The sequence below is a fragment of the Tsukamurella hominis genome, assembly GCF_965137015.1.
Classification (GTDB): domain Bacteria; phylum Actinomycetota; class Actinomycetes; order Mycobacteriales; family Mycobacteriaceae; genus Tsukamurella; species Tsukamurella hominis.
In genome coordinates this window covers 1-16,904 of the sequence record NZ_CBCRZG010000024.1, presented here as the reverse complement: position 1 = coordinate 16,904, position 16,904 = coordinate 1, and the positions used below count along the sequence as shown (strand labels likewise).

The 16,904-nt window shown below is 71.4% G+C and carries 15 protein-coding genes; 5 read left to right on the top strand and 10 right to left on the bottom strand.

Annotated elements, in window-relative coordinates; genetic code table 11:
- Positions 1 to 160: 160 nt before the first annotated feature.
- The 4 genes from ACM9LD_RS21470 to ACM9LD_RS21455 are packed head-to-tail and all read right to left on the bottom strand — an operon-like array spanning position 161 to position 5,067.
- Positions 161 to 1,807, bottom strand: a complete 1,647-nt coding sequence (locus ACM9LD_RS21470) for an ABC-F family ATP-binding cassette domain-containing protein (protein ID WP_415678565.1) — start codon at positions 1,805 to 1,807, stop codon at positions 161 to 163.
- A gap of 1 nt (position 1,808) precedes the next feature.
- Positions 1,809 to 2,444 carry a DedA family protein gene (locus ACM9LD_RS21465; protein ID WP_415678564.1) on the bottom strand — a complete coding sequence of 212 codons (636 nt, stop codon included), beginning with the start codon at positions 2,442 to 2,444 and terminating at the stop codon, positions 1,809 to 1,811.
- A gap of 9 nt (positions 2,445 to 2,453) precedes the next feature.
- On the bottom strand, positions 2,454 to 3,137 hold the full coding sequence (locus ACM9LD_RS21460) for a DedA family protein (RefSeq protein WP_415678602.1): 684 nt from the start codon (positions 3,135 to 3,137) through the stop codon (positions 2,454 to 2,456).
- Positions 3,138 to 3,195: 58 nt separating this feature from the next.
- Positions 3,196 to 5,067 carry a Na+/H+ antiporter gene (locus tag ACM9LD_RS21455; protein WP_415678563.1) on the bottom strand — a complete coding sequence of 624 codons (1,872 nt, stop codon included), beginning with the start codon at positions 5,065 to 5,067 and terminating at the stop codon, positions 3,196 to 3,198.
- 47 nt (positions 5,068 to 5,114) lie between these two features.
- Between ACM9LD_RS21455 and fbaA the strand changes: the two genes are divergently transcribed.
- Positions 5,115 to 6,143, top strand: a complete 1,029-nt coding sequence (gene fbaA, locus ACM9LD_RS21450; protein WP_415678562.1) for a class II fructose-bisphosphate aldolase — start codon at positions 5,115 to 5,117, stop codon at positions 6,141 to 6,143.
- A gap of 8 nt (positions 6,144 to 6,151) precedes the next feature.
- On the opposite strand, the gene ACM9LD_RS21445 is transcribed toward fbaA, so the two are convergent.
- The gene (locus ACM9LD_RS21445; protein WP_415678561.1) at positions 6,152 to 6,613 is read right to left on the bottom strand and encodes a hypothetical protein; all 462 of its coding nucleotides are present in this window, start codon (positions 6,611 to 6,613) and stop codon (positions 6,152 to 6,154) included.
- Complete coding sequence (locus ACM9LD_RS21440) at positions 6,610 to 8,640, bottom strand: Rv0361 family membrane protein (protein WP_415678560.1); 2,031 nt, start codon at positions 8,638 to 8,640, stop codon at positions 6,610 to 6,612. Before ACM9LD_RS21440 ends, ACM9LD_RS21445 begins: the two co-directional genes overlap by 4 nt.
- Before the next feature lie 152 nt (positions 8,641 to 8,792).
- On the opposite strand from ACM9LD_RS21440, the gene ACM9LD_RS21435 reads away from it, so the two are divergent.
- Entirely contained in the window at positions 8,793 to 9,212 is a 420-nt protein-coding gene (locus tag ACM9LD_RS21435) for a DUF3151 domain-containing protein (protein WP_415678559.1), read from the top strand.
- Positions 9,172 to 10,362 (top strand): FUSC family protein, encoded by a 1,191-nt coding sequence (locus ACM9LD_RS21430; RefSeq protein ID WP_415678558.1) that lies wholly within the window; start codon positions 9,172 to 9,174, stop codon positions 10,360 to 10,362. Before ACM9LD_RS21435 ends, ACM9LD_RS21430 begins: the two co-directional genes overlap by 41 nt.
- 6 nt (positions 10,363 to 10,368) lie before the next feature.
- On the opposite strand, the gene ACM9LD_RS21425 is transcribed toward ACM9LD_RS21430, so the two are convergent.
- Entirely contained in the window at positions 10,369 to 11,013 is a 645-nt protein-coding gene (locus tag ACM9LD_RS21425; RefSeq protein WP_415678557.1) for a hypothetical protein, read from the bottom strand.
- 81 nt (positions 11,014 to 11,094) lie between these two features.
- Between ACM9LD_RS21425 and ACM9LD_RS21420 the strand changes: the two genes are divergently transcribed.
- A complete protein-coding gene (locus ACM9LD_RS21420; RefSeq protein ID WP_415678556.1) occupies positions 11,095 to 12,381 on the top strand; it encodes an adenylosuccinate synthase in 1,287 nt (428 codons plus the stop codon).
- A gap of 4 nt (positions 12,382 to 12,385) precedes the next feature.
- Here ACM9LD_RS21420 and ACM9LD_RS21415 read toward each other — a convergent pair whose 3' ends face one another.
- From ACM9LD_RS21415 to ACM9LD_RS21405, 3 genes are all read right to left on the bottom strand, one after another.
- Entirely contained in the window at positions 12,386 to 12,769 is a 384-nt protein-coding gene (locus ACM9LD_RS21415) for a hypothetical protein (protein ID WP_415678555.1), read from the bottom strand.
- 128 nt (positions 12,770 to 12,897) lie between these two features.
- The gene (locus ACM9LD_RS21410; RefSeq protein ID WP_415678554.1) at positions 12,898 to 13,848 is read right to left on the bottom strand and encodes a carbohydrate kinase family protein; all 951 of its coding nucleotides are present in this window, start codon (positions 13,846 to 13,848) and stop codon (positions 12,898 to 12,900) included.
- Position 13,849: 1 nt separating this feature from the next.
- Positions 13,850 to 15,253 carry a sugar porter family MFS transporter gene (locus ACM9LD_RS21405; RefSeq protein ID WP_415678553.1) on the bottom strand — a complete coding sequence of 468 codons (1,404 nt, stop codon included), beginning with the start codon at positions 15,251 to 15,253 and terminating at the stop codon, positions 13,850 to 13,852.
- Positions 15,254 to 15,392: 139 nt separating this feature from the next.
- Here ACM9LD_RS21405 and purT point away from each other — a divergent pair.
- On the top strand, positions 15,393 to 16,904 hold a 1,512-nt coding region (gene purT / locus ACM9LD_RS21400), incomplete at its 3' end, for a formate-dependent phosphoribosylglycinamide formyltransferase (protein ID WP_415678552.1).

The following is a 16,904-nucleotide window of genomic DNA, read 5'->3' as shown; positions in this document are numbered from 1 at the left end:
CTTATACAGATGTGCAAGAGGTCACACAGGTGATCGACAACGGGTGTGGGGAGCGACGGCGTGACTCTCGGATCCTGTCCACGACGGACATCGTGTCCGCAACGGACAGAATCCGAGAGCGCTCCGAACGAACAGGGCGCGCAGCAGCGCCGCACCGGATTCAGTCCTCGGTCAGGTCACCGTCGGCCATGCGCCAGCGGCGCGTCGCGCGCACGGTGTCGAGCATCCGGCGGTCGTGGGTCACCAGGATGACGGTGCCATCGAAGGACTCGACGGCCTCCTCGAGCTGCTCGATCGCGGGCAGGTCGAGGTGGTTGGTCGGCTCGTCGAGGACCAGCAGGTTCACGCCGCGGGCCTGGAGCAGCGCCAGCGCGGCGCGGGTCCGTTCACCGGGGGAGAGCGATGAGGCGGGCCGCAGCACGTGGTGCCCGCGCAGCCCGAACTTCGCGAGCAGCGTCCGCACGTCGGCGGGCGGCGTCTCCGGTACTTCCGCGCAGAAGGCGTCGAGCAGCGGACCGTCGGAGAGGAAGCGGCCGCGGGCCTGGTCGACCTCGCCGACCTCGACCCCGGCACCGAGCGTGACCGTCCCCGCGGAGGGCGTCAGGCGTCCGAGCAGCAGCCCCAGCAGCGTCGACTTGCCGGCGCCGTTCGGGCCGGTGAGCAGGATCCGGTCGCCGTACTCGACCGACATGGTCACGGGCCCGACGGTCAGCCCGGGATAGGTGACGCACGCGCCGGACGCGGTCACCACGACCGTGCCGCTGCGGGGAGCGGAGAGGATCGACATCCGCAGCTCCCACTCCTTGCGCGGCTCGGCGACCACCTCGAGCCGCTCGATCGCGCGCTCGGTCTGCCGCGCCTTCGACGCCTGCTTCTCCGTCGACTCGAGGCGCGCCTTGCGGCCGGCCTTGTCCGGGTCGGAGCCGTTCTTCATCTTCCGGCGCGCGTTGCGCACGCCGTGCTCCATCCAGTTCCGCTGCATCTGCGCGCGATCCTGCAGGTCGGAGAGCCTCCCGGCGTACTCGTCGTACTCCTCGCGCGCATGTCGCCGCGCGACCTCCCGCTCCACCAGGTAGGCCTCGTAACCGCCGCCGTAGACGCCGATCTGCTGCTGCGCGAGGTCCAGCTCCACCACGGTGGTCACCGTCCGCGCCAGGAACTCCCGGTCGTGCGAGACCACGACGATCGCGGTCGCCGCCTCCGCGACGAAGCGCTCCAGCAGCTCCAGGCCCGCGAGGTCCAGGTCGTTGGTGGGCTCGTCGAGCAGCAGCACGTCGTACCGCGAGGCCAGCACGGCCGCGAGGCCCGCGCGCGCCGCCTGCCCGCCGGAGAGCCCCGTCATCTCCGCGTCCGGGCGGTCCAGCCCCACGTCGGCGAGGATCGCGTCGAGGCGTTGCTCCAGGTCGGCGCCGCCGAGGGCGAGCCACCGGTCCAGGGCGGGCGTGTAGAGGTCGGTGTCGGGATCGTCGGCGAGGGCGAGAGCGGCCGCGTCCATCGCCTCCTGCGCGGCCGCGACGCCGGTGCGCCGCGCGACGAACTGCGCGACGGTCTCGCCGGGTCGGCGCTCGTGCTCCTGCGCCAGGTACCCGACCTCCGCGTCGGCGGGGGAGAGGTCGACGGTGCCGGTGACGTCGGGCCCGCCGTCCGCGCCCACCCCGGCGAGCAGCTTGAGCAGCGTCGACTTCCCGGCGCCGTTGGCGCCGACGAGGCCCACCACGTCGCCCGGCGCGATCACGAGGTCGAGGCCGGAGAAGAGGGTGCGGTCGGCGTAGGCGACCGAGAGGTCGCGGGTCTGGAGGACGGTCATGTCAGTCGTCGAGGTCGACGGTGACGTTCGGCTTGCGCATCTCGCGCCGGTAGCCGACGATCCCGACGATGGTGCCGGCGACGAGCATGACGATCATGCCGCGCAGCGCCCAGTCGAGGACCCACTTGTAGTCCTGCAGCGCCGACGAGGCGTAGTAGCCCACCAGCAGCAGGAACGGCGCCCAGATCAGCGAGCCGAGCACCGAGGCGATGGTGAACTTCCGCTTGTCCATGCCGACCGCGCCGGCGACCAACGGGCACAGCGTGCGGACCCACGGGATCCAGCGGGCGATGAGCACGGAGAAGAAGCCGTGCTTGTCCATCAGCTCCTTGACCCGGTGCAGGTTGTGCGCGTTGAGATAGCGGCCGTCCTGCTTGGCGAGCACGTGGTCGCCCATCTTGACGCCGATGCCGTAGCCCACGTGGTTACCGGCGATCGCCGCGAGGAACGCGGCCAGCGCGAGGCCCCACACCGACGCCGCGGAGTGGCCGGTGGTGGCCATGGCGAGGCCGGCGGTGAGCAACAGCGAATCGCCGGGCAGGAACAGCCCGATGATGAAGGCGCACTCGCAGAACACGAACCCGGCCACGACGAGCCAGATCATCACCGGCCCGGCGGTCTGGACGAATTCGAGCACGGGCGGGGCCTAGGCGCCGGTGTCGGCGGCGGCTTCGCGCCGCCCCGCGAGGTACTTCTTGACGACGCCCCACACGATCGGCAGCACCGAGACCAGCACGATGCCGATGAAGATCTTGTCGATGTTGGTGCGGACCCAGTCGATCTTGCCGAGCCACACGCCCAGGAGCAGGATGCCGTCGGCCCAGATGACGGCGCCGATCGCGTTCCAGATGACGAACTTGGCGTAGCTCATCTTCGCGGCGCCGGCGGCGATCGGCGCGAAGGTGCGCACGAACGGGACGAAGCGGGCCAGGATCAGCGTGGCGGGGCCGTACTTCTCGAAGAACTCGTGCGACTCGTCGAGGTACTTGGTCTTGAGGAAGCGTGCGTCGGGCGTGAAGAACTTCTCGCCGCCGAACCGGCCGATGAAATAGCCGACCTGGGAGCCGAGGATCGCCGCGATGGGCGTCGCGATCAGCAGCACCGGCAGCGACATCGCCGAGCCCGTGTACGTGGCCTCGCCGACGGCGGTACCGGTGCCGGCGGCGGTCAGCAGGCCGGCGACGAACAGCAGCGAGTCACCCGGGAGCACCGGGAACAGCACGCCGGATTCGATGAACACCACCAGCAGCAGGCCCACCAGGGCGATGCCGCCGAAGGCGTTGAGGACGGCCACCGGATCGGTGATGTCCTTGAGGGCGAACGCCTGCATGGTGGTCGAGGCGGCCAGAGTCAGGTCGTTGAAAGGCACGCCTGCCAGGATACCGGCTCTATTTGAGGAGTTCGTCGATGTAGCACCAGCGCCACGACTCCCCCGGCTGGAAGCTGCGGATCACCGGGTGGTTGGTGAGCTCGTGGTGGACCGTCGCGTGCTTGCCCTCGGAGGAGTCGCAGCAGCCGACGTGTCCGCAGGTCAGGCACAGTCGCAGGGCGACCGGGTTCTGGCCCGCCGCGATGCACTCGAGACAGGTCTCGCTGAGCGGCACCGGGTCGGCGAAATCGTCCGAAACGCGAAGATGGTCACATTCGTCCTGCGCCCACGGCGGGGTGAGCAACTCCGCCACCGCGATGCGCTCGCTGCGGACGGCCGAGACCTCCAGCATCGCCTCCTCGACGTCGAAGTTGGACAGCACCTGCTCGAGGACCTCGTGGTCGCCCTGGCCGGCGTCGCGCATCCGCAGCACCTCCGCCCGCTCGGCGTCGATCATCTGCAGCCGGACCGCGCGCAGTTGCGCGGCGGGGGTGTTCGCGGAGTCCGGGCCGAGCCGCTCCCAGAAGGCGCGCTCGCGGTTGATGGTGTGCTCCCGCACCCCGTCGAGCACGGTGGCGGGCACGGTGTTCTCCGTGCTCGCCGCGATCTCGTCGAGTCGCGCGAGGCCGGCGTTGAGGGCGGCCCGCATGACGACGGCCTGCTGCAGCGCATCGGTGCGGGCGTTCGGCCCCTGCACCTTGAGCAGCTTGGCGAGCGCGGGCAGCGTCGACCCCTGGATCAGGAGGCTGCCGGCCACCACGACCATCGCGGCGAAGACGAGCACTTCGCGGTCGGGGAAGTCCAGCGGGAGGATGAACGCGGCCGCGAGGGTGACCACGCCGCGCATCCCGGCCCAGGACAGCACCGTCGTCTCGCCGGCGGTGAGCCGCTCGTCCGCGTCGTCCACCTTGATCGCGATGAGGGCCGACGGCGCACACCACACCATCCGCGCGAGGATCACCGTGAGCATCACGGCGATGCACGTGGTGATGATCAGTGGCCAGCCGATCGGCGAGTTGTCCGCGCCCACGAAGATCGTCCGCATCTGCAGGCCGATGAGCAGGAAGACGGCGTTCTCCAATAGGAACTGGATGGTGCTCCAGTTGATCCGCGCCGACATCCGGCCGATCGCGGTCTGGTCGGTGGGCGCCCGGTACGCGACGATGAGCCCCGCGACGACCGTCGCGACGACGCCCGAGGCGTGGATGTGCTCGGCGGGCAGGTAGGCGATCCAGGGGCTGATCAGGCTGATGCCGGTGGTGAGCACCGGGTCCGTCAGTCGGCGCAGCGCGAACCGGATGAGCAGGGCGGCGAGGACACCGACGGCCACGCCGCCCACCGCGCTGAGCGCGAACGAGCCCAGCACCTGCCAGAAGCCGATGGTGCCGGCGACCGCCGCGATGGCGGTCCGCAGCAGCACGATCGACGTGGCGTCGTTGAACAGCGACTCGCCCTCGAGCAGCGTCGTCACCCGGCGGGGCAGGCCGATGCGCCGGCCCACCGCGGTCGCGGCCACCGCGTCGGGCGGCCCGACGATGGCGCCCAGCGCGAGCCCGGCGGCGAACGGGATGTCGAGCAGGTAGGACGCCACCACGCCGACGGCGCCGGCCGTGAAGAGCACCAGCCCGACCGAGAGCATCCCGATCGGCCGGATGTTCTCCTTGAAGTCGACGAGCGAGGCCTTCGACGCGGCCGCGTACAACAGCGGCGGCAACAGGCCGAGCAGCACCACGTCCGGGTTGAGCGGCACCTCGGGCACCGCGGGGATGAACGACACCCCGATGCCGACCACCGTCAGCACCAACGGCGCGGCGAGACCGAGACGGTCACAGAATGCACTGACCACCAGAACGGTGGCGACGAGGGCGACCAGCCCAACAGCGAGCTCCATGGGCGATAGTCTTTCACTGAAACGCCGAACCGCTCAGGAGGACAGACATGCCCATCGCCACCCCCGAGGCCTACCGGGAGATGCTGGACCGCGCCCGGGAGGGCGGTTACGCCTATCCGGCGATCAACTGCACGTCGAGCGAGACGATCAACGCGGCGATCAAGGGTTTCGCCGATGCGGGCAGTGACGGGATCATCCAGTTCTCCACCGGCGGCGCCGAGTTCGGTTCCGGGTTGGGTGTCAAGGACATGGTGGTCGGTGCGGTCGCGTTGGCGGAGTTCGCGCACGTGGTGGCGGCGCAGTACGACGTGACCGTCGCGCTGCACACCGACCACTGCCCGAAGGACAAGCTCGATTCCTACGTGCGCCCGCTGCTGGCGATCTCGCAGGAGCGGGTGGACAAGGGCCAGAACCCGCTGTTCCAGTCGCACATGTGGGACGGCTCGGCCGTGCCGCTGGAGGAGAACCTCGAGATCGCGCAGGAACTGCTGGCGAAGTCGAAGGCCGCGAAGATCATCCTCGAGATCGAGATCGGCGTGGTCGGCGGCGAGGAGGACGGCATCGAGAACGAGATCAACGACAAGCTGTTCACCAGCAACGAGGACTTCGCGAAGACCGTCGACGCGCTGGGGGCCGAGGGCTACCTGCTCGCGGCGACGTTCGGCAACGTCCACGGTGTGTACAAGCCGGGGAATGTGAAGCTGCGGCCCGAGGTCCTCCGCGACGGCCAGACCGTCGCCTCGGAGAAGCTGGGCCTGCCCGCGGGCAGCAAGCCCTTCGATTTCGTCTTCCACGGCGGTTCGGGCTCGCTGAAGAGCGAGATCGAGGAGTCGCTGAGCTACGGCGTGGTGAAGATGAACGTCGACACCGACACCCAGTACGCGTTCACCCGTCCGGTGGCGGGGCACATGTTCGCCAATTACGACGGGGTCCTCAAGATCGACGGTGAGGTCGGCAACAAGAAGACCTACGACCCCCGCTCCTACCTGAAGAAGGCCGAGACCGGCATGGCCGAGCGGGTCGTCGAGGCGTGCAACGACCTGCACTCCGCCGGCAAGTCCATCAGCGCGAAATAGCTAGTAGCTCAGGCCAGCGCCAGTCCCAGGAGGACCGCCAGCACGAGCACGATCATGGCCGCTGCCGCCGCCCACTCCGGGCCGGTGAGCAGCGGCCGTGCGCGTTTCGGGGCCGGATCCGGCGCGGGCGGGGCGGGCTGGTTCGACGGTGTGCCCTGCGCAAGCCCGGCGGGTCGGTGGGGAGCCTGCGGGGGCCGGGCCTGCGGCGCGCGGCCCTGCGGGGCGGGCGGACGGTGCGGCTGCGGGCCGTGCGTCGGGTGCGGGCGCGGCGCCATCCGGTGCGGCGCCGCCATCGGCGGGGTCGCCGTGCGCCGGGGCGGCGTCACGCGGCCCGCGCCGCGCGCGATCCGGTCGGTCCGGGGCGTGGGGCGTTCCGGCACCTCGGAGTACGCGAGCTTGGGCTCCGACGGTGCCGTCCGCGGCTCCGGCTTCGGGTTGCGGAGCGTGGGGTCCTCCGACGGGGTGCTCATCGTGCTCCGACGCGGGTGCACACCTTCCAGGTGTCCGCGTCCTTCTCCAGCGTGAGCGTGTTGCGCACCTTCGCGCTCGGGTTGTTGGCGTAGTGCACCTCGACCTGGACCTCGGCCTTGTCGCCGCGCACGTCCACGGCCTGCAGGCCGTCGAGCTCGGGCAGCAGGCCGTCGGTCTTGGCGTTGCCGTAGACGCGCTGCCACTGGCCGTCGTTGAGCCCGTCGTAGTACGCCTTGGCGTTGCCGCACGTCTGCTGGCGCAGTGCGGCGAGGTCGCCGCGGCCCACGGCGTCGATGAACGACGTCGTCGCATTCGCCGCCTGCTGCCGCGGATCGCTCGAGGAGCCGGAGCCCGACTTGGGCACCAGCAGCGCGATCGCCGCGACGATCACCACGACCGCCACCACCGCGGCCGCCACGATCCACAGCGTGCGCTTGCCCTTCGCCGGGGCGTCCTGCCCGCCCTGCGGCGCGTAGTACTCGGGCGACTGCCGCGCAGCGCTCTCCTGCGGCGTCTCGGGCTTCGTGAGGTCGGGGGCGGGCTTCGTGAGGTCGGGGGCCGTCGCCGCCGGCACGGGAAGGGGCGCGAGCGGGATCGCCTCGGTCGCGGGCGTCGCGTCCGGCAGCTCGTTCTGCTCGGTGTCGATGGTGGCCTGGTCCGGCCGCGGAGCCGCCGGAATCGCCGTCGTCGCAGCCTCGTCCGCATCCTCGGCCTCGTCGGTCGTGTCGGCCTCGTCGGTCGTGGCCCGGTCCGTCTCGTCCTCGGTGGTCGCCTCCGGCGCGGGCGCCTCGGTCTCGACCGGTCCGACGGTCCGCAGTGGCGACGCGGCCTCCTCGTCGGCGGCGTCCTCGTCCGTGCCGGCCTCGTCGGTGACGCCCTCGTCCGCGTCGGCCTCGGCCGTCTCGTCCTCGACGACGGCCGCGTCGTCGACGTCACTGTCGTCCTCGGCCGCCTCGTCCTCGGCGGCCGGCTCGTCGCCCTCCTCGACGGTGGCGGTCTCCTCGTCACCGGCCTCGTCCGATGCTTCGCCCTCCGCAGTGGGCTCAGGCTCGTCGTCGCTCTCGGTCGAACGCGCGCCGTCGTCGGCGGCCTCGTCCTCCGCGGCGCTGTCGTCCTCTGCGGTGTTGTCGTCCTCGTCGCCGGCGAGCGCGGCGGCGCCGGCGACGACGGCCGCGGCTCCCGCGACCCCGGCGCCCGCGGTGGCGACCGACGGGCCGTCGTCCTCGGCCTCCTCGGCACTATCGGCTCCGTCGGCGCTGTCGGACCCGTCGGCACTGTCCGCGCCGTCCTCGTCGTCCGCGACGGTGGTGCGCTCGTCGGCCGCATCCTGCTCGTCGCCGTCAGCGGTCGCGTCCGCGTTGTCGTCAGCGCTCGCCGCATCGTCGGCGGGCTCCGCGGGAGTCTCCTCGGCCGGCCGGCTCTGCGCCGGGAAGGCGGTGGTCTCGGCGGTGCTGGGGCGCTGCACGACGGGGAGCACGGTGGTCTCCGACTCGTCGGCGGCGGGCGAGGTGGTGACGACGGGCCCGACGGTTCGCAGCGGTGACGCGGTAGCGCCCTCGGCCTCGTCGTCGGCATCGGCCTCCGCATCCGCTGCCTCGTCGGCCTCGGCCGCGGTCTCGGCGTCCCCGTTCTCGGCCTCTGCCTCGTCCCCGTCCTCGGAGTCGGCGGATGCGTCCTCGTCGTCCAGTGCGCGACCGGCGGCGGGCAGCACCCGCGTCTCCGCGTCGGACGGCGCGGCTCCGGCCTCGCCGGAGCCCTCCCCGCCGGGCGCGGCGGCACCGTCGACGGGGATGACGGTGGTCTCGGCCTCTCCCGGCGACGGGGCGGGCGCGGCGTCCTGCACGAGCTGCGCGAGGGAATCGGACTGCGAGGGGATCACGGCGTCGGCGGGCGCGTTGCCGAGCGTGCCGGCGGTCTCCGGGTGATCGTGGAGGGGCGCCGCGGGCCACGCCGCGAGGCGTCCGCGCAGGTCACGAAGTCGCGACAGAGGTCCCCGGTTGTCATCCCGCGCCATCGCTTCCGCCATCCCCTCATTCGTGAATCGTTCCTCCTCCGCGGCGGCGCGCCGCACACGGAACACCTGACACCCTAGCGGGCGCGCACCCGCGGTGACCGGCGCGGCGAGCGGGCACGCACGTCGTCCACCCTCCGCCGGGCGCAGCATGGAAGACTGGAGCAATGACGTCCTTCGGTGATCTCCTCGGCCCGCCCCCGGTCCTGCTCGACATCGACGAAGAGCCGGAACTCCAGTTGAACCAGGGCCGCCCGGCGGTCGAGGTCGCGGCGGACGCCCCCACCTCGTCGCTGGCGTGGGCCGTGCTCGCGGAGGGCGCGCTGGACGAGGAGCAGGCCGTCACCGCCTACGCCTACGCGCGCACCGGCTACCACCGCGGCCTCGACCAGCTGCGCCGCCAGGGCTGGCGTGGCTTCGGCCCCGTGCCCTACAGCCACGAGAACAACCGCGGTTTCCTGCGGGCGGTGGCCGCGCTGGCCCGCGCCGCGCAGTCGATCGGCGAGGAAGACGAGTACCTCCGTTGCCTGGACCTGTTGAACGACTGTGACCCCGAAGCCGCCGGCGCCCTCGGACTCGGCGCGTAGCCGACTCCTCCGGCGGCACAACGCGCTGCCGCAGGTGATCCAGAGCCGCACCAAGCGGCTCTGGAACGCCAAGCTGCCCATCCTGCAGTGCGCGGTCGCCGCGGGCATCGCCTGGTTCATCGCGAACGACGTGATCGGGCACGTCTCGCCGTTCTTCGCGCCGATCGCCGCGATCATCTCGCTGGGCTTGTCCCTGCAGCAGCGGCTGCGCCGCTCGCTGGAACTGGTCGGCGGCGTCACCGTCGGCATCGGTGTGGGCGACCTGCTGATCTCCGTGATCGGCACCGGGCCCTGGCAGCTCGCGCTCGTCGTCGCGATCGCGATGGCCGTCGCGGTGCTCGCCGACCGGGGCCCGCTCGTCCCGATGCAGGCGGCGTCGTCGGCGGTGCTCGTCGCGACGCTCATCCCACCCGGGTCGACGGGCGGCTGGACGCGGATGCTCGACGCGCTCATCGGCGGCCTCGTCGGCGTCGTGATCGCGGCGCTGATCCCGAACAACCCGGCCCGGCGGCCGCGCAAGGACGCCGCCAAGGTGCTGGACACCATGCGGCGCGTCGTCGCCTCGATCGCCGCCGGCCTCACCGACCGGGACATCTCCTCGCTGGAATGGGCCCTGGAGACCGCCCGCGCCACCCAGCCCGACCTGGACCAGCTCTCCAGCGACCTCGCGGGCGGCCTCGAGATCGCGAAGGTCTCGCCGATGTTCTGGAGCTCGCGGCCCCGGATGGACAAGCTCCAGGCCATCGCCGATCCCCTCGACAACGCCGTGCGCAACGTGCGGGTCATGGCCCGGCGCGCGCTCGCCTCGAACCAGAACGGCGAGCGGATCGACCCCGCCCTGGTCACCGAGGTCGGCCGGCTCGCCGAGTCCTTCAAGACGATGCGCGACGTGGTGCTCGCGGAGCCGGGCGCGCACCCCGATCAGGCCGACGGTGCGCGGGTGCTCCGGTCCGCGGCGCGGCGCGCCAACGCGCTGCCGATGCACGACGAGATCTCCGAGAGCGAATCGCTCAACGAGGTGATGATCTACGGGCAACTGCGCTCGACGATCGTCGACCTGCTGCAGGTCGCCGGCCTCTCCCGCACCTCGGCGGTCGCGCAGATGCGGGAGGTACCGAAGAAGAAGGACGCGCCGAAGCCGCCCGAGTAGCGCGCGTCAGCTGATGAGCAGCCAGTCGTCGGTGTTGCGGTAGAAGGTCGCCCGGGTCACGACGCTGGAGTCGGTGCGGCCGTCGCGGGTCACCACGAGTTCGAGTCCGCCGGTCTGCGCGGCGCGACCGGACAGCCACCGTCGGCGCACGCCCTTCGCGAGCCGGGCCCGCACCCCGCCGGTCTCGCCCGCCGCGCCGTAGGGCTCGATGATGACGGCCTTCGCCTGCCCGGTGAACAGCTTCTCCGAGTCCACGAAGGTCTCGCCGGTGAGCGGACCGCCGTCGGGGCCCGTGATCTTGGCCTTGCCGACGAGGACGAAGCCGCGGTCGTCGCGGATCAGCGGCATGGCGCGCGGGGTGCCGGTGAGCGGGTCGCCGGGCGGATAGATCGACGAGGCGTGCGAGTTCTCGGTCGGGACGTAGGCGACCTCCACGTCGAGCCGCTCCGACGCCATGAGCCGGGCGATCACCGCCGCCAGCAGGTCATCGGGCCCCGCGACCACGATCCGCTTCGGGAACGTCAGCTTCTGCTTCAGTTCCGCCTTGGCGGAGTCGAGGTCGACGGTGATCGTTTCGAGGTCGCGGAGGCTGCCCGGGATACGGACATCGGGGGCGCGCACCACGACGGTGCTCTGGGTCACGGAGCTCACCGCACCTACTGTAAGGTTGCGGCACGGCTCGACGTTATCCAGGTGAATCTTCGAGGAGTGCGGGCCGGAAGGAGATCGTCCATGCCTGCGATCGTGCTGATCGGCGCCCAGTGGGGCGATGAGGGTAAGGGGAAGGCCACCGATCTGCTGGGGGAGAAGCTCCAGTGGGTGGTCCGCTACCAGGGCGGCAACAACGCCGGCCACACGGTGGTCCTGCCGAACGGCGACAAGTTCGCGTTGCACCTCATCCCGTCGGGCATCCTGACCCCGGGCGTGAAGAACGTCATCGGCAACGGCGTCGTGGTGGACCCGTCGGTCCTGCTCGCCGAGCTCGACGGCCTCGAGGCGCGCGACGTCGACACGTCGAACCTGCTGCTCTCGGCCGACGCGCACCTGCTCATGCCGTACCACGTGGCCATCGACAAGGTCACCGAGCGCTTCCTCGGCAACAAGAAGATCGGCACCACCGGCCGCGGCATCGGCCCCTGCTACCAGGACAAGATCGCCCGCGTCGGCGTCCGCGCGCAGGACGTGCTGGACGAGTCGATCCTCACCCAGAAGGTCGAGGCGGCACTGGAGTTCAAGAACCAGGTGCTCACCAAGATCTACAACCGGCGCGCGCTGGACCCGCGCCAGGTGGTCGACGAGACGCTGGAGCTGGCCGAGAGCTTCAAGCACCGCATCGCCGACACCCGTCTCGAGCTGAACCTCGCGCTGGAGCGCGGCGAGACGATCCTGCTGGAGGGCTCGCAGGGCACCCTGCTCGACGTCGACCACGGCACGTACCCGTACGTCACCTCGTCGAACCCCACGTCGGGCGGCGCCTCGGTGGGCTCGGGCATCGGCCCGACCCGCATCACGACGGTGCTGGGCATCCTCAAGGCGTACACCACCCGCGTCGGCTCGGGCCCGTTCCCGACGGAGCTCTTCGACGAGTGGGGCGAGTACCTCGCCAAGCACGGCGGCGAGGTGGGCGTCACCACCGGCCGCGCGCGCCGCTGCGGCTGGTTCGACGCGGTGATCGCCCGCTACGCGACCCGCGTCAACGGCATCACCGATTACTTCCTCACCAAGCTCGACGTGCTCAGCTCCATCGAGAACGTGCCGATCTGCGTCGCGTACGAGATCGACGGTGTGCGGTACGACGAGATGCCGCCCAACCAGACCGATTTCCATCACGCGAAGCCGATCTACGAGACGATGCCCGGCTGGTGGGAGGACATCTCCGAGTGCCGTACGTTCGAGGACCTGCCGAAGAACGCACAGGACTACGTGCTGCGGCTCGAGGAGCTCTCCGGCGCGCACATCTCCTGCATCGGCGTGGGCCCGGGCCGCGACGAGACCATCGTCCGCCGCGCCATCGTCTGAGCCGTTAGGGCGTCGGAGCCTGAGTGGTCGGCGCCGGCGAGGTGGTCGGGGCGCCCGCGGTCGGGGTCACGCGGTACATCCGCGGACCCTCGCCGCGGCCGGGCCCGTGCCGCTGGGCGTCCTGGCCGCCCGGCCCGCGCTGTTGCATCGAGTGCCCCTTGTGCTTGCCCGTGGCCTCGTTGACCCAGTAACCGGCGGTGAAGCTGACGCCGCTGATCCCGATGAGCCCGAACACGATCGCAGCGATGAGCAGCTTCCTCGACGGGCCGGTCGTCGACGGTGCCGCCTCCTGCTGGGCCGGGGTGGGTGCCGCGGCTGCGGGGGCGGCCGCCGGCGCGGGCGGGATCGGCGCGGTGGGCGTCGGATGCGGATCGGTGGGCTCGGTCATGGGTTCTCGCTTCGGTCGGTGCGGTCACCGCGACCGCGCTGGAACCGATGATGATCCGGCTACCTGCGGATTCCCTGGCAGGCCGCTGCGAATCCGTACGTCCGTGACCGGGCCCGGTCCGCGCCCTGTCAGCGCAGCGTCGGGTCCTGCGCGCGCACGGCGTGCACCTCGTCCATCGACGGTGCGTACGCGCCCGCCCGGCTCACGGTGAGCGCGGAGGTGATGACGGCGCGGTGCAGCGCGGGCTGCACGTCGCTCCACTGCGCGGCCCGCAGCCGCCGGGCGGCGTACCGCGAGCCCAGGTAGCCGGCGTCGAGTAGGCCGGACACGAGTCCGGCCATGAAGGAGTCGCCCGCGCCGACGGTGTCGCCCACCTCGACGGTCAGCTGGTCGACGTGCAGCATGTCCCGGTTGCCGGCGAGCAGCGCGTACGCGCCCCAGGGCCCGCGGGTCAGTACCACCATCGCCGGGCCGGCCGCGACCCAGCGCCGCATCACGTCCTCGACGGGCTCGTCGGGGTGCAGCCAGGCGATGTCCTCGTCGCTGGCCTTGACCACGTCGGACTGCGCGATCATCTCCATCACCCGCGGCAGCACCTCGGCCGGCGTGCCCATCAGCGCGGGCCGGATGTTCGGGTCGTAGGAGACCGTGGCGTGGTCCCGGATCCGGGAGACCACATCGCGCACGCCGTCGGACCCCGGCGCGAGCGTCGCGGCGAAGCTGCCCGTGTGCAGGTGCCCGTAGCGCTCCAGCGATTCGACAGGCGGCACCTCCCACGTGAGGTCGAACTCGTACGTCGCGCGACCCTCGGCGTCGACGTGCGCGTAGGCGAGCGGGGTGTTGGCGGCACCGTCGGACCCGGGGACGACGTCGACGCCCGCGCGGGCCGCGGTCTCGGCGATCCGGTGGCCGCGGACGTCCCGCCCCCACCACGACAGGATCGACGTCGGATCGCCCAGCGACGCCAGCCCGCACGCGACGTTGAACAGGCTTCCGCCCACGTGCTCGGACGGCTCGGCACCGTCGCGCAGTACGACGTCGACGAGCGCCTCGCCCAGGCACAGCGTCCGATCGGTCATCTCAGTTCCCCTTCGTGGCCGGTGGCGGGGCGGTCGCTTCCGCCTCGAGGCCCAGCCGCTCGGCCATCTCCTCGAGCGGAATGCCCTTGGTCTCCGGCATCACCTTTATCACCCAGAGCAGCTGCAGCACCATGAACCCGAAGAAGATCGAGAAGGCGACGCCGCCGCCGAAGGCGCCGATGATGGGCGGGAACGCGAAGCTCGTGATGGCGGCCCACACCCAGTGCGTGAGACTACCGAGCGCCTGCCCGCGGCCGCGGATGCTGTTGGGGAAGATCTCCGAGAGGAACACCCAGATCACCGCGCCCTGGCCGAACGCGTGCGAGGCGATGAAGACCATCAGGCCCAACAGGACCAGGATCGACGAGGTGCCGTCGAACGAGCGGCCGTCGCTCTCGTAGTAGAACATCACGGCGGCCATGAACCCGAGCGAGACCAGGTAGCCCACGGAGCCGACCAGCATGAGCCGACGGCGGCCGAGCCGGTCGATCACGGTCAGCGCGGCCATCGTGGCGACCAGGTTCATCACGCCCACCGCGACGGACATCAGGTACGCGGCGTTCGTGCTGGCGCCGGCGTCCTGCATGACGCGCGGCGCGTAGTAGAGGATCGCGTTGATGCCGGACATCTGGTTGAAGAAGGCGATCGCGACGGCCAGGAGGATCACCTTGCGGTGGCCGCGGGTGTAGAACTTCGCCTTCTCGCCCTGCTCGGCGGCGAGCGTCTCCTGGATCTCCGCCATCTGCGCGTCGGCCTCCGCCGGCGTGGAGCAGAGCCGCTCGGACGTGGCGCGCGCCGCGGCCAGGTCGCCGTGCCCGGCGAGCCAGCGGGGCGTCTCCGGCACCGTCGGGAGCAGGACCAGGAACAGCACCGCGGGCACCACCATCACCCCGAGCATCCAGCGCCAGGCGTTCGGATCGTCGCCCAGGACGGTGCGGATGATCGCGTTCGACGCGTAGGCGACCAGGATGCCCAGCACGATGTTGAACTGCACCAGGCCCACGAGCCGCCCGCGGAACTTCGGGGGCGCGATCTCGGCGGTGTAGATCGGGGCGCAGACGCTCGACGCGCCGATGCCGAGGCCGCCGAGGAAGCGGAAGGCCTGCAGCACCTCCACCGACGAGGTGGGCGCCAGCGCGCAGCCCACGGCGCTCACCACGTACAGCACGCCGATCGCGTACAGCACCTTCTTCCGGCCGAACCGGTCCGCGAGCCTGCCGGACACGATCGCGCCGACGATGGTGCCGATCAGCGCGGTCGTCACCGTGAAACCGATCGCGGCGTCGGACAGGTGGAACTGCTCCTGGATCTGCTCCTCGGCGCCGGAGATCACCGCCGTGTCGAAGCCGAAGATGAGTCCGCCGGTCGCCGCGACCACGGCGCTCCTGATCACGAGTGCCTTCATCCCCCGAACGTAGGCGCCTTCCGCGGCACCCCGAGCGATAACAAGCGAAACGTTCACCACCGCAGAACGATCGGAAGCAAACACGAATCGACGGGTCGGCAGGCGCACCGCGGGGCGCCGCGTTTGCCAGAATGGACCCATGACGAACCTCAGCGACACCGGTGGCAACCCCCGGATCGGCACGGCGCTCACCTCCGGTGCCACGAAGGCGCTGATGCTGGGTTCGGGCGAGCTGGGCAAGGAGGTGGTGATCGCCTTCCAGCGCCTCGGCGTGGAGACGATCGCCGTCGACCGCTACGCGAACGCGCCCGCGATGCAGGTCGCGCACCGCAGTCACGTCATCGACATGACCGACGCCGCCGAGGTCCGCCGCGTGATCGAGGCGGAGAAGCCGGACTTCGTGGTCCCCGAGATCGAGGCCCTCGCCACCGACGCCCTGGTCGCCGTCGACGAGGACGGGCTCGCCGAGGTGATCCCGACGGCGCGGGCCGTCGCGCTGACGATGAACCGCGAGGGCATCCGCAAGCTCGCCGCCGAGGAACTCGGCCTGCCGTGCTCGCCGTACGCCTTCGCCTCGTCGCTCGACGAGGTGCGCGCCGCCTCCCGGGAGGTCGGCTTCCCGTGCGTGATCAAGCCGGTGATGTCGAGCTCGGGGAAGGGCCAGTCGGTGGTCCGCTCGATCGAGGAGCTCGACGGTGCCTGGGAGTACGCCGTGGAGGGTGGCCGCGTCCGCAACGAGCGGGTGATCGTCGAGGGCTTCGTCGACTTCGACTACGAGATCACGCTGCTCACGGTGCGCGTCTACGACGCCGAGCGCGGCAAGGTGGTCACCCGCTTCTGCGAGCCCATCGGGCACCGGCAGTCCGACGGTGACTACGTCGAGTCCTGGCAGCCGCAGGCGATGAGCCAGGCCGCGTACGACGCGGCGACGTCCGTCGCGGGCCGCATCACCACCGCCCTCGGCGACGGCGGCACCGGAGGCCGCGGCGTCTTCGGCGTGGAGCTCTTCGTCAAGGGCGACGACGTCTACTTCTCCGAGGTCTCGCCCCGCCCGCACGACACCGGCCTGGTGACCCTGGGCTCGCAGCGGCTCTCCGAGTTCGAGCTGCACGCCCGCGCCATCCTCGGCCTGCCGGTGGACACCTCGCTCATGTCGCCCGCCGCGTCGGCGGTGATCTACGGGACGAAGGACAGCAGCTCCGTCGCCTTCGACAGCGTCTCCCGCGCGCTCGACGTGCCCGAGAGCGACCTGCGCCTGTTCGGGAAGCCCGAGGGCTACGCCAAGCGGCGGCTCGGCGTCGCCGTCGCGACCGCCGACACCGTCGAGGTGGCGCGCGCCAACGCCGCGGAGGCGGCGGGCCGGGTGGTCGTCGTCGACAGCGCGGATCCGATCCAGCAGGGCGCGCCCGAGACCACCGCCGTGCCGATCCAGCGGCCGCAGCCGCTCGACGACCCGTCGACCCGGGCGATGCCGGTGCAGCGCCCCGCTCAGCCGACTCCGGCGCAGCAGCCCCCGGCCCAGCAGTTTCCTGCCCAGAAGCCGCAGCAGCCCACGCCGCCGCCGGCCCCGCCGACCGCGGCTTCGCCCGTCGTGCCGCCCGCCCCGCCGACCGCGGCCTCCCCGGTCGTGCCGCCGCAGCAGCCCTCGTCG